The organism is Mycobacterium sp. NGS50, from assembly GCF_059812545.1.
Window position 1 is genome coordinate 45,934 of sequence record NZ_JCALCW010000007.1, and the last position, 12,878, is coordinate 58,811.

A 12,878-nucleotide genomic window follows, 5' to 3' on the forward strand; every position below is an offset into this window, starting at 1 on the left:
GCGTAACGGCCAGTGCCGCGCCCGCCGTGATATCGGATGCGCTATCAGAATCCGGCATCGTGTCTCGTTCCAGATTTGGTGCGAAAGTGCCGGATGTGACCAACTGAGCTGCCGCGGCGTGAGCGTGTGTAACCGCTGGTCAGCGCTACTTGTCGGTGCCTCTCTCTACAATCAGAGCAGCTTCATGAGACACCGTCGGCAAGCTCCGACTGGGCGGTGCGCCAACCCCACGCTCGTGGGTGGCTCGGATGACGAAGCGGCCGGCGCCAGCTCGGTGGCCGGCAAGAGCGCCTCCCAGGCTGCGGCAACTCCGGGAGGCCGAACCGAGGGAGGCCCATGAGCGACGTCACGAAACACCGCGCGGCCGACGCGAAGCGCCGCGAGAAAGATCGACAGGACGCCGAACATCGGCTACGCGCAAAGGTGTTCCCTGCCAACGCCCCTGAGGTCTAGTCCACAGATCTCCGCCCGGTCGCTTTACTCCCGCACGGCGTGTTCGGCAGGCGGCGTGGCTCATGACGTCACACCACCGGAAGGGCTGACATTTATGAACGTTACTTCTGCACAACGTGATCGAGCCTACGGCACCCTGCTGGCCACCGCCTCCGGCGATGCGCTGGGCTCCGAGTCGTCGCTGGACCAGATCGTCTCGCGCTGGCAGGGCTGGTCGCGCACCGCCAAAGATGTCGGGATGCAGACCCGGGCGGCGCTGCGGCGGCTGATTCCGGGAGCGTCGCGGTGAGCGCGGAGAAGGGCTGGATCGGGGAGCCGCAGGCCCCGAGGGGGGAGCGGCACCGTTCATATGCCGCGTATCGGTACGAACAGATCGCCGCGGCGGAGCGCGAGCGTATCCGGCTTGCGGAGTTGCCTGCCCTTGAAGAGTGCCGTCGGCGCTCCGCCGAGAAGGCTGCTCAAAGGCAGGAGGAGGACTCGTGACGCGCGCCTGGGGGCGTCGTGCGCTCGCCCGGGCTTTGATCGCCCCGACTTGTCACACCCCGTCGATACCCTCACCGCGACGTCACCAGATGCCGTCGCGAAGCGCCGAATCGGGAGGTAGCCATGCACACACCGGTCGTCCTGCTCGGTGACGACGACACCGCGGAGCACCGCGACGAGCTGAACGAAGTGGCCGCGCAGCAAGGGTGCGTCATCGCCGAGGTGTTCTCGTTCACCGCCGGCGCGGCGTCGGCAGCCGACGACCTCGGCGAGGTGGACGCGGTGGTGTCGGCGCTGGGCCGCGCCATCGTTGGCCGGATGGACATCTGGGTGCCCTTCCCGGGACCGGACTTCGGGCGCGAGCAGCATTGGCGGCGGCTGAGCCTGGTGCTGCAGCGGCACGGCCTGAACTTGCGGGTGTGCCGGGAGCTGGACCCGGTCCCGGTCGAGGGCGGATACAGCGACATCGACATCGCGCTGCGCCGCGAGGTGCAGGCCGTCGACGCCCTCGACAACGCTGCGCTGGCAGCAGTCGGCGCCCGAACACTGGGCCGTGAGATCGAACGCGCCCTGATCACCGCATCCGGGTCACCGCGGTCCACCAGGCGCACGACACCCGACGCCAGCACGACCGTCGGGGCGCCGATGCTGCCGGCGCCGACGGTGCCATGGCCGCAGCGCCAGCCGATGCTCAAGCGCTACGTGCGCTGGCTGGTGCACGGCTGCGGAGTCACCCAGGCGGCCACCGCGCGGGTGCTCAACTCGACCGGGCAGCGCACCCCGAACGGCCGGCACTGGCAACCGGGTACGGTGTCCAAGCTGCTCAACGGCAGCTACGACGACCCGGCGGTGCGCCGCTGACCCCGTGCTGGCCAGTAGCTCGACAACCTCAGGGCAGGCCGGCCCGATCGAACTCCTGTTGCAGCCGCGGGCGACGACGGTACCTCTCACGCAGGTCGGCGATGAGCTCATCGACCTCCGCTGCCTCGATGGAACCCGCAGCCAGCTTGCGCATCTTCTTCAGTCGCCGCGCGGCGCTGCGGTAGCCCCGTGCGTCCGCAGGGGCCAGCTCCCGTTCGACGAGGCGGGTGTAGACGGGCAGAACAGCGTGCGGGTCGAGCTTCTCGTAGGCTTTCGCGAGATCGCTCCAGGTGCGGTCGTCGTCGAGGCCGAGGCTGCCCGCCAGATGCCAGGCGAACGGAATGTCTTGCAGCGAGAGTTGCGCGAACAGCACCGCGTCGCGCGGGTGCGCGGCGAGACGCTCGAGCACCTCATCCTGATAGTCCGGCCACGCGGCCCGTGCGTCGCGGTACAGGTGGCCCGCGGTGGTCGACGACGGCCAGCGGCGGAAGATCCCGACGCGGGCAGCCAGTAGTTCGTCGGGCCGATGCTCGGCCAGCAGTTCACACCAGTAGTCGCTGGCCCGGCGGGCCTGGTGGCCGTCGTCGAAATCTGTGGCTTGCTTGGCCCAGTCGATGGCGGCATCGATCTCGCCGATTTCCCGGAGCGCTGCCGCAGTTTTGTGCAGCTGCCAGGCCACGCGTCGGTTCCGGGCGTGGGTGGCGATGATGGCGTCGACGTCCCGGTCGAATACGGCCAGGCGTTGGGCGTTCCAGTCGAGGGTGAACCACGCACCGGCATGTGGCGACGAGAACGGTTGGTCGTCGGGTGGCCGCGGACCCAGGGTAGCCGCGTGTTCGTCGAGCTTGCTGCGGTAGGAGGCCATGCCGCGGCTGCCCAGTGCGGGCGCATAGGCGACCGGGTCGATGGTGAAGTAGTCGCACTCGTTGTCGAACTGGAACTTCAGCATCCAGTCGACAAGCTTGGCGGCGGGCGGTCGTGCCTGGGCCGCCAGGACCGGGTGCAGCTCCAGCAGGTCGCGGCAGGCGTCGCCGATGATCCCGCTGGAGTCATCGGCTCGCATGATCACCTTCAGCGCTGAGGCGATCGCCCGTTGAGTTACCGCGAACACCTCGGCGGGCTCGTCGCTTTGCGCAGCCTGCTGCAGGAGTGCGACGGCCTCATGCATCCGGGCCCCGTGTGCGTTGGCGACGTTCCACCGCCAGACGTCGGCCCGGGTCCTGACGAGGGGCAGAACCGTGTCGGCGAGAGCAGTCACCGGGCCATCATGGTGACCGGCGGCCCCGGCCGCAAGCACCCGGAGCGGGCGGGGCCGGTCTCTCCGGCTGGCGCTCGAGTATCCGCAGCGGGACGCCCGTAGCCTGGACGGGTGAGCTCCCCACCGGCCGCGACCGTCACCCTCGACAGTGGCTTCGCCCGCGAATTCCCGGAGCTGGCGGTGCCGTGGCAGGCCGAGACACCACCCGAGCCGCGGCTGCTGGTGCTCAACGAGCCGCTGGCCGCCGAGCTGGGCCTGGACCCGGAGTGGCTGCGCAGCCCGCAGGGCATCGGCCTGCTGGTCGGCACGACGGTTCCCGATGGTGCCAGCCCGGTCGCGCAGGCCTACGCCGGGCACCAGTTCGGCAACTACGTTCCGGTGCTCGGTGATGGCCGCGCCCTGCTGCTCGGGGAACTCGGTACCCCACGCCGCGATCTGGCGTTGAAGGGCTCCGGACGCACCCCGTTCGCGCGTGGCGGCGACGGCCTGGCGGTCATCGGCCCGATGCTGCGCGAGTACCTGATCAGCGAGGCCATGCACGCGCTGGGTATCCCCACCACCCGATCGCTGGCCGTGGTGGCCACCGGGCGCGACGTGCGGCGCGACACGATGCTGCCCGGGGCGGTGCTGGCCCGGGTCGCCGCCAGTCACCTGCGGGTGGGCAGCTTCCAGCTCGCCGCCCAGCAGTCCCGCGGTGATCTGGGGTTGCTGCGTCGGCTGGCCGATCACGCGATCGCCCGGCATCACCCGCACGCCACCGACGCCGAAAACCGTTACCTGGCACTGTTTGAGGCGGTGGTCGACGCGCAGGCGTCGCTGCTGGCGCGCTGGATGCTGGCCGGGTTCGTGCACGGGGTGATGAACACCGACAACATGACGATCTCGGGGGAGACCATCGATTACGGGCCGTGTGCGTTCATGGAGGCCTACGACCCGGCGACGGTGTTCAGCTCGATCGACTACGCCGGGCGCTACGCCTACGGCAACCAGCCGCGGGTCGCGCAGTGGAACCTGGCCCGCTTCGCCGAGGCGCTGCTGCCGCTGTTCGCCGACGACGAGGAGCAGGCGGTGGCGCGGGCGATGCCGGTTCTGGAGGGATTCACGGCCCGCTACCAGGACTCCTGGTCGGCCGGGATGGCCACCAAGTTCGGGCTACCCGAGGGTGGCGAGGTCATCGATGACGGGTTGACCCTGCTGGCCGAGAACGCCGTCGACTACACGTCGTTCTTCCGGGCGCTGAGCGCGGCCGGCCGGGGTGATGTCGCCGGCGCGTTGGCGGACGGCGCCTTCGCCGACTGGCTGGCCCGCTGGCGCGGGATGGGCCCGGATGTCGACGCGATGGATCGGGTCAACCCGGTCTACATTCCGCGCAACCACCTGGTGGAGCAGGCATTGACGGCCGCGACGCAGGGTGACCTCGCGCCGACGCAGGCGCTGCTGGACGTTCTCGGGGAGCCGTACCGGGAGCGGCCCGGCCTGGAGTCCTACGCCGCGCCCGCACCGCCGGAATTCGGTGCGTACCGGACGTTTTGCGGGACGTGACTATTACGGTTCGACGGTGACCAGTGTCAGCTCCCACGACCGCAGCCACGGCCCGATCAGCTGCGCCACCGAATACTCGGTGGGTTCCCCGCATTTCGGCTCGGAATAGTCGCCGTTGGAGACCGCGATGTAGATCCCGACCGCGTCGACGGTGCCGTCCGGTCGCACCCGATAGACCGGGCCGCCGGAGTCCCCGCAGGTGCCGGACGCGGTGAACCGCACCTTGTTCGGCTCGCTGATCACCACCGGCCCGCACACCGGGGCGCCGCTGCGGATCCCGAAATGACACAGCACATCACCGATTTCGATGTCGTCAGCAACGCCGGTCACGGGGTGGCCGTCGACCTGGGAGGTCAGCGGGATCGTCCCCGCGTTGTCCAGGGTGATCAGGCCGATGTCGTAGTTGTTCCAATTGCTGCCGTCGTAGATGCTCTCGGTGAAGGTGCCGATGGTCGGGTAGGCGTCGAGGCCGCCGTGATGAATGGTCACCGTCCCGGGCCCGCCGGGCTTATTGCAGTGCCCGGCGGACAGCAGGGCGGGCTGGCCGTCCTTGGTGTGCACCAGAAAGCCTGCGGTGCAGCTGATGCTGCCCGACCCGTCGGCGTAGGTGACGTTGATGCCGATGCCGGGGCCGATCGCGGTGGCCGGCGGTAGGGGGATCGGCGGGCGCGCCGGGTGGGAGCGGATGGTCCACAAGGCGGTCGCCAAGACGGCGGTGACGACGAGCGCGATGCAAAGGCGACCCAGAGTCGTCAGCGAACGTCGCGGCGACGCGGCCATGGATGGACTGTAGCGCCCAGGCGTCAAGGACCCGTGTAGCAGGACGATTCCGATGACGACGTGCGGACGGTGCACTACACTGGCCAGAGCCCGTTGCGTTGAGCTTCGGGAAGTGAGCCCGGTAGCCGTCCGGACGGTCGGTGAGCCGGGCTTCGCGCTATGTGTGCTCAGATGGCTCGGACGCCCGTTACGACCGCCTGGACACTTTCGCGCCACCGGCCGCCCTTGGCCCAGCACCAGGCGATCGCGTCGGGAATCGCCAGGAGTATCTCGTGTTCGGCTCGGCGGTGCTCGTAGCGCAGGGCTTCGCGGCATCCGATTTCGCGGGTGAGTTCGATCAGATGCTGCCGGTCCCACCACAACAGCGAGTCGTCTTGCTCGAGGACGAGTAACTGGTGGCTGGCCGCCGCGGCGTCGGCGATGACGGCTCGAAGGTACGCGCGCCGCGCGTCGAGTTCGTGACGTCCGGATCGCCCGGCGTTGTACACGATGGCGGTTGCGCCAGTCGCAATGATGGAGTCGACGATCGCGCTGCGCCGTGCGTCGCTCTCCTTCTTCATATGTAGCCGCCGCTGTCCGGGCATGACGAGCGCTGCGCCGTGCGTCTGGCGGCGACGAGGTCGGTGGGTGCCACGACGGCGGCCACTAGCAGGTAGTCCCGCCGCTTGGACTCATCGACGAAGACGTGCCCCTCATGGGTGACCCGCGCACCGGGCATTCGGTTGCCCTGGTCGTCGGAGGACGCGCTGTGTTCCCTCGTAGGTCCAACCCCTCACCCTCGTTGAGCCTCCTTCCCAGGCCAGCGCGAGTCCGAACGCGCTGACCTGCAGGGAGGTATCTGGACCCTATCGACCGGCAATGACACCCACCGTTGCCGTCGCGAAGTTGGCAACCCGCGCCAACCTGTCCGCCCGCTCGGCTACCCTGCCGGCGTGGACGAAGGTCTCTACGAATCGCTGCTGACTGAACGGCTGCACGCCGCGCTGGGCCAGCACCCGGACCTGCATGCCGACACCGGATCTGTCGACGACGGAGAGCAGCCGCTGGCGCTGACCCGGCATCTGGCGCCGCTGATCGAACGCTCGCTGCGTACTGCGGGCAGCGCGCAGGACCGCGCCGAACTAGTGGCAAACATCCTGGCAGTGCTGCCCGGCGACGATGATCCATCCGAGGCCCTGCACCAGCGCGAACCGGGCCGCATCGATCGGCTGCAGTCGCTCACGAAGGCCAACACCCTGGGCCTCACAGCGCTGCCGCGCCCGGCCACCCCGCTCTCGGACGCCGCGCTGATGACCAACGCCGCCCACGAGCCGACACTGGCCGCCGAGCTGCGCGCCGAGCTGGCCAGCGCCGATCGGGTGGATCTGTTGTGTGCGTTCGTCAAATGGCATGGGCTGCGGCTGCTGGACGGTCCGCTGACCGCGTTGCGGGAACGCGGCGTGCCGGTGCGGGTGATCACCACGACGTATCTGGGCGCCACCGACGCTCGCGCCCTGGACGCGTTGGTCGACGAGTTCGGCGCCCAGGTGAAGGTGAACTACGAAACCGACCGCACCCGGCTGCACGCCAAGGCGTGGTTGCTGCGGCGCAACAGCGGGTTTCACACCGCCTATGTGGGGTCGAGCAACCTGTCGCATGCTGCGCTGGTTGACGGGCTGGAATGGAATGTGCGCCTGTCGGCGGTGTCCACCCCGCACCTGCTGGAGAAGTTTCGGGCCACGTTCGATTCCTACTGGGAGAACCGGGAATTCGAGGACTATCGCCCCGCCCAGGACGGGCCGCGGCTGCGGGAGGCGCTGGAGGTTGCCGGTGGGCGCCGCCAACGCAGCACCGCGATCACCCTGTCGGGGCTGGAGGTGCGACCCAAACCGTTTCAAGCCGAGATGCTCGAAGAGCTCGACGCCGAACGCAGCGTGCACGACCGGCACCGCAACCTGATCGTCGCGGCCACCGGCACGGGTAAGACCGTGGTCGCCGCGCTGGACTATCGGCGGCTGGTCCGCGAGATCCACGGCCGCGACCTGACGCTGCTGTTCGTGGCGCACCGCAAGGAGATCCTCGCTCAGGCCCAACGGATGTATCGGGAAGTGCTGACTGACGCGACCTTCGGGGAGCTGCTGGTGGGTGGGGAACAGCCGCAGCGCTGGCGGCACGTCTTCGCCAGCATCCAGTCCCTGTCGGCTGAGCGGCTGGCTCAGCTGGCGCCGGAGCACTTCGACGTGGTGGTGGTCGACGAGTTCCACCACGCGGAGGCGGCCTCCTACCGTCGTCTGCTGGCGCACGTGCAACCGGTTGAGCTGCTGGGCCTGACCGCCACCCCAGAGCGCGGCGACGGGGTCGACGTGCGGGAGTTCTTCGACGGCCGGGTGGCCAGCGAGCTGCGGCTGTGGGAGGCGCTGGAACAGAACTTGCTGTGCCCGTTTCACTACTTCGGCATTCACGACGGGGTCGACCTGGGGGAGCTGGGCTGGAAGCGCGGCGGCTATGACCTCGCCGAGTTGACCACGCTCTACACCGGCAACGACGCCCGCACCCGCATCGTGCTCAAGAACCTGCGCGACAAGGTCGCCGACGTCACCACCATGCGCGCCTTGGGGTTTTGCGTCAGCGTCGAGCACGCCCGCTACATGGCGGAGCGGTTTGTCGGTGCGGGGATTGCGGCGCGCGCGGTGTGGGCCGACACGTCACCGATCGAACGGCAGGCGGCGCTGCGGGATCTACGCAACCGGGAAATCAATGTGATTTTCACCGTCGACCTGTTCAACGAGGGCCTGGACATCCCCGAGGTCGACACCGTGCTGTTTTTGCGGCCCACCGAAAGCGCGACAGTGTTTCTGCAGCAGCTGGGCCGCGGGCTGCGATTGACCGCCGGCAAGACGGTGCTGACCGCGCTGGACTTCGTGGGGCATCAGCGCCGGGAGTTCCGGTTCGATCAGCGATTCCGGGCGCTGACCGGGTTGGGCCGCAAGCAGCTGACCCACCAGATCGAGCAGGGCTTCCCGTTCCTGCCGTCGGGCAGCCAGATCGTGCTGGACCGAGTGGCGCGAGATCTGGTGTTGGAGAACGTGCGCCAGCAGGTCGCCCCGCGCTGGGCGGCGCTGGTCTCCGAGGTTCGGGCCCATCCCGGTGACGACCTGGCCTCGTTTCTGGACGCGTCGGGTCGCGGGCTGGAGGATGTGCTGCGGTCTGGGCGGTCGTGGACGACGCTGTGCCGCGACGCCGGCAAGCTGGCCGGCGAGCCCGGACCGCGGGAGCGGGAGCTGATTAAGCGGGTGCGGGCGCTGGCACATGTGGACGACCGCCAGCGTCACGCTGGCTACCGTGCGCTGTTGCAGGGCTCTGGCAGCGTGGTGGAGGAGCGGCTGGCCGAGATGCTGTTCTACTCGCTGTTTCCCGATGGTGGGGGATTCGAGGACGCGGCGGCCGGGCTCGCTGTGTTGGCGGGCGAACCGGTGGCCGACGAGATGCGGCAGGTGATCGACCTCGCCTTCGACGCAGCGCACCACAGCACCAGCCCCCTGGGTGAGCTGATCCCCGACATGGCCGACGTGCCGCTGGCCGTGCACGCCCGCTACAGCCGCGAGGAAATCCTGGCCGGCCTCGGCGTCGCCGCGCGGCGCAAACCCAGCCACTTCCGGGAAGGCGTGCTGTGGTGCGAGGAAGCCAACGCCGACGCGTTCTTCATCACGCTGAAGAAGACCGAGACCGACTACTCACCGACGACGATGTACCGCGATTTCGCGCTGAGCCCCGAGCTGTTCCACTGGGAGTCGCAGTCGACCACCTCGGAGGCATCGAAGACCGGGCAGCGCTACATCCACCACCGGCAGCGCGGCTCACAGGTGCTGCTGTTCGTCCGGGAAGCGAAGGCCGACGGACTGGGTACATCGCCGTACGTGTTCCTTGGGCCGGCCGACTACGTGTCTCACGAAGGGGAACGGCCGATGGCCATTACCTGGCGGCTGCGTCGGCCGATGCCGACGGATGTGTATATGGGGGCGCGGGCGGCGGTGGCGTAGAGGACTGTTTGGTAGGCCGCTGGCTTGGACACGGTCGGCATGCATCCGGTGCCTCGGTAGACGTTCCGGATTGACCGGATGCCCGCCGTGCCATCTCAAGTGACTCAATCCGCCTTTGTCAGCGGGTGGGGTCTCGCCACTGCCCATATCCTCGAGCATGAACTGGCCTTATTATGGACCCAGTCGTCGTCTCCCCGATGCGGTGCAACCACGACCCGCCTACCCCTCATATCGGGACACTAATATAGAACGGTGGGTCAGATCGCGGGAGTTGAGTTATACGTTCCTTCAGAGATTTACGGTGGGGATGCCGCCGGCTTTGTCGAGTTCCTCGGCCTTGAGGGCAGCCGTCTTGCGGAGAATCGCTGGCTTGTCCGGCCTGCAAGTACCGGAACTCAGCTGCTAGCGGCAAGAATCCTCGCGGGCAAGAACGCAGGCCAAGTCTGTTTCGACATCCTCGATCACGTTTATGCGGAGACGCCGGCGCTCGACGAGCAAGGTCAGCAGCAATTGACGAAGACACGCGAAAGACTAGTCGAGCGGGCTGCATCCGGTTCTGGCGGCGACCTCGCTGCGCTCTTCCATCACATGCAGGTCGAGATCATCACCTCACCGCATGACGAGCTTTCCGAGGTTGTTGCGCAAGCGTACGAAGGGCTGGGGCGTATCAGGGTTGGTGATTCAGATGCCCCGGCGTTTCCTGGCCGCAGTGTCCACCTCATATCCGTTTCGACGACCGTAATTCGGGCTACGCGCCTACCCGCGATATTGTTCCGATGTGAACAAGACCCCGATTTGATAAGGCGATTGGTAAACGCAAGCGGCTCAGGCACCCCGCCTGACGAGGCCGTGTTCGCTTCAGCGACGAACGTCTTTGACGGCTTCGTAGGCGTCGCGCGTTACCTCGGTCCGATGCTGGGATGCTTGTCACCCCGTTTCTGGAGCTTTCATGGCCAGCGGTCGCTGTCCGTTGTCCTCTTCAACTTAGGAAGGGACCTCAACGGCCTCCGTGCCGACCCAATGGAACCCGTTCAATTACTTCCGATCTCGGGCCCCGGGCGATTGTCTCCAAAGCATCCACTTGTTCAGTCATCGTCGTACGACGTCGCGATCAATTGGTGGATTACGCGGCTCAACGCGATGTTCGCCTACCTGTGTGACATACGTAACTTCGCAGATTCCCGAGGTCGGTACAGCCCCCAGGAGCATATCCACTGGCTACTGACTTTCGATCAGCTGTTCACGATGATGACATCCTTGCAAGCCGAACCTCGGGACAACATGGCGCAACGGACAATGCTGATGAGTTTGCTTGATGTATTCGCGGACCGCCTAACAGGTTGGCAGCTCGAGCTTCTAGTAGATATCGAGCATGCGAAGAAAGTTGCCGATGACGTTCGCAACTCCATGCCTGAGTCGGTGGTCAGTGTGCTCATACCGATGGTTGACCGCGCTTTAACCGCGCTAGGTTGTGTCCGAGATGGCTTCTTTATCAGGCGTCAGACTGCTGACACCAATATTCATGTAATCACGTCTGATGGGACCCGGCACCTCATGTCTCCTGACGATGCTGCGGCGCGGTTGATCAAGATTCTTCGCAACGCCACCCACGGGTTTGGCGGCAGAGGGCGCACTTCCAGGGAACAGAAAGACCTCGATGCGGCCATCCTGCTTCATCATGACGGACATCTTCCCGGCGATCTCGTCTACCTGCCCTACCTGTATTTGCTTTCGGTCCTCTGCAATCCAGACCGGTTGCGGACAAAGATAGTAGCGAGTTGTAGGAGTAGTCGCTAGGCTATATGGTCACCGTCGCACCCAACCTCGCGCCTTCGCGCGACCAGTAGACTCGGGGTGACCTTGGGTAGGTGATCTTTCGTAAGCGCAGTCATCGTGGCTTGCGGTGTGAGTCCGGTTGTCAATGGCCAAGTTGAAGTCCCCGCTGGTGGCCAGGAAAAGTCCCCACTCCTTGCGGGCTAGTTCAGCGGTGACCTCCTTGTTTGTGGTGGGCGTGGCGCATGCGGTAGGACTGGCCGTCGGTGATGACCACGGTGGCGTGGTGCAGCAGGCGGTCGAGGATGCTGGCTGCGGTGGTGTGCTCGGGTAGGAAGCGGCCCCATTGCTCGAAAGGCCAGTGGGATGAACCGCCCCGGGTTTGATGCGCACCTTCTTTCGAGGGAAGGTTGTCCGCATCATGCCGAAGAAGTACGACGAGGAGTTCAAGGCCCGGGCGGTGCGGTTGGTCGCCGACCATGCCGAGGAGTACGACACCCGCACAGCCTGCATCACTGCGGTGGCCAAACGGTTGGGGGTGTCCTACGAAACGCTGCGCCGGTGGGTCAACCAGGCCGCAGTTGATACCGGGCAGCGTGACGGGGTACCCACCGACACCGCACGAGAGCTGCGCGAACTTAAACGCAAGAACCGCGAACTTGAGGAAACTATCGAGATCCTCAAAGCCGCAACAACTTTCTTCGCGCGGGAGAGCGACCCGCGACACCGTTGATCTGTGCGTTCATCGCCGAGCATCGCGCTCGGTTCGGGGTCGCTCCGATCTGCCGCGTGCTGACCGAGCACGGCTGTGCGATCGCCCCGAGAACGTTCTACGCCTGGCTTGCCCGACCTCCGTCGGCGCGGGCCTTGTGGGACACCGTCATCACCGAGGTGCTCGCTGGCTTCTACGAACCTGACGAGCGGGGCCGGCGTAAGCCGGAGTCGCTGTACGGGGCCACCAAGATGTGGGCTCACCTGCAACGTCAGGGCATCACCGTGGCCCGTTGCACCGTGGAGCGCCTCATGCGGGCCAACGGCTGGCGCGGGGTCACCCGCCGCAAGAAGATCCGCACCACGATCGCGGACCCGGCCGCGGCGCGGGCAGCCGATCTGGTCAAACGCCAGTTCCGGGTGCCCGCACCCAACGTGCTGCTGGTAGCGGACTTCACCTACGTCCGCCTGACCGGCGGCGCGTTTGTCTACACCGCGTTCGCTATCGACGCCTACGCCGGCCGGATCGTGGGCTGGACCTGCTCAGCCAGTAAGGAAGACCGCTTTGTACGCCAGGCAGTCCGCCAGGCTGCGCAACTTCGAATGAATGAAGGTAACCCATTGTTGGGCAACACTATTCACCACAGCGACGCGGGCTCCCAATACACCTCGGTGCGGTGCGGGGAAACGCTGGCCCTATCCGGGCTGGTGGCTTCGATCGGCACGGTCGGGGATGCCTTCGACAACGCCCTGGCCGAGACGACCATAGGGCTGTACAAGACCGAAGCCGTGCGGGCAGACTCACCGTTTCGACGTGGCCCACTGAACCGGCTGACCGACGTGGAACTCCTGACCGCCGACTGGGTGCACTGGTACAACACCGACCGGCTCATGCACCGCCTCGGCCGCATCCCGCCGGCCGAATTCGAGGCCATCTACTACGCTATGAACGCGGCCCACTCAGAGGCTGCACACCAGTAACCGGTGTGCATCAAACT

General features: G+C 66.7%; 10 protein-coding genes, 1 pseudogene and 1 riboswitch. Of the genes and pseudogenes, 6 read left to right on the forward strand and 5 right to left on the reverse strand.

The window, feature by feature from the left end:
- Positions 1–180 precede the first annotated feature (180 nt).
- A riboswitch (SAM riboswitch) is annotated at positions 181–294 on the forward strand.
- Between the two features lie 253 nt (positions 295–547).
- Positions 548–742, forward strand: coding sequence for a hypothetical protein (locus AC5Y36_RS06910; RefSeq protein ID WP_500040128.1), 195 nt, complete (start codon positions 548–550; stop codon positions 740–742).
- Positions 743–1,059: 317 nt separating this feature from the next.
- Entirely contained in the window at positions 1,060–1,797 is a 738-nt protein-coding gene (locus AC5Y36_RS06915; RefSeq protein ID WP_500040129.1) for a hypothetical protein, read from the forward strand.
- A gap of 28 nt (positions 1,798–1,825) precedes the next feature.
- On the opposite strand, the gene AC5Y36_RS06920 is transcribed toward AC5Y36_RS06915, so the two are convergent.
- Positions 1,826–3,055 carry a DUF6880 family protein gene (locus AC5Y36_RS06920; protein ID WP_500040130.1) on the reverse strand — a complete coding sequence of 410 codons (1,230 nt, stop codon included), beginning with the start codon at positions 3,053–3,055 and terminating at the stop codon, positions 1,826–1,828.
- 111 nt (positions 3,056–3,166) lie between these two features.
- Here AC5Y36_RS06920 and AC5Y36_RS06925 point away from each other — a divergent pair, with 111 nt between their 5' ends.
- Complete coding sequence (locus AC5Y36_RS06925; RefSeq protein ID WP_500040131.1) at positions 3,167–4,597, forward strand: protein adenylyltransferase SelO; 1,431 nt, start codon at positions 3,167–3,169, stop codon at positions 4,595–4,597.
- Positions 4,598–4,600: 3 nt separating this feature from the next.
- Here the strand turns inward: AC5Y36_RS06925 and AC5Y36_RS06930 are convergent, their stop codons facing one another.
- The 3 genes from AC5Y36_RS06930 to AC5Y36_RS06940 form a co-directional block, all read right to left on the reverse strand.
- On the reverse strand, positions 4,601–5,377 hold the full coding sequence (locus AC5Y36_RS06930) for a chymotrypsin family serine protease (RefSeq protein WP_500040132.1): 777 nt from the start codon (positions 5,375–5,377) through the stop codon (positions 4,601–4,603).
- 167 nt (positions 5,378–5,544) lie between these two features.
- Entirely contained in the window at positions 5,545–5,937 is a 393-nt protein-coding gene (locus AC5Y36_RS06935; RefSeq protein WP_500040133.1) for a hypothetical protein, read from the reverse strand.
- The gene (locus tag AC5Y36_RS06940) at positions 5,934–6,095 is read right to left on the reverse strand and encodes a hypothetical protein (protein ID WP_500040134.1); all 162 of its coding nucleotides are present in this window, start codon (positions 6,093–6,095) and stop codon (positions 5,934–5,936) included. Before AC5Y36_RS06940 ends, AC5Y36_RS06935 begins: the two co-directional genes overlap by 4 nt.
- A gap of 214 nt (positions 6,096–6,309) precedes the next feature.
- Between AC5Y36_RS06940 and AC5Y36_RS06945 the strand changes: the two genes are divergently transcribed.
- Positions 6,310–9,396, forward strand: a complete 3,087-nt coding sequence (locus AC5Y36_RS06945) for a DEAD/DEAH box helicase (RefSeq protein ID WP_500040135.1) — start codon at positions 6,310–6,312, stop codon at positions 9,394–9,396.
- A 252-nt stretch (positions 9,397–9,648) separates the two neighbouring features.
- Positions 9,649–11,193 carry a hypothetical protein gene (locus tag AC5Y36_RS06950; RefSeq protein WP_500040136.1) on the forward strand — a complete coding sequence of 515 codons (1,545 nt, stop codon included), beginning with the start codon at positions 9,649–9,651 and terminating at the stop codon, positions 11,191–11,193.
- 184 nt (positions 11,194–11,377) lie between these two features.
- On the opposite strand, the pseudogene AC5Y36_RS06955 reads toward AC5Y36_RS06950, so the two are convergent.
- Positions 11,378–11,536: pseudogene (locus AC5Y36_RS06955) on the reverse strand (ATP-binding protein); the annotation flags it as partial.
- A 54-nt stretch (positions 11,537–11,590) separates the two neighbouring features.
- Between AC5Y36_RS06955 and AC5Y36_RS06960 the strand changes: the two are divergent.
- Positions 11,591–12,861, forward strand: a protein-coding gene (locus tag AC5Y36_RS06960; RefSeq protein ID WP_500040137.1) for an IS3 family transposase whose coding sequence is annotated in 2 segments (ribosomal slippage) — positions 11,591–11,864 and positions 11,864–12,861 — 1,272 coding nt in all. Because the reading frame shifts where the segments join, the coding sequence is not laid out codon by codon here.
- Positions 12,862–12,878 lie beyond the last annotated feature (17 nt).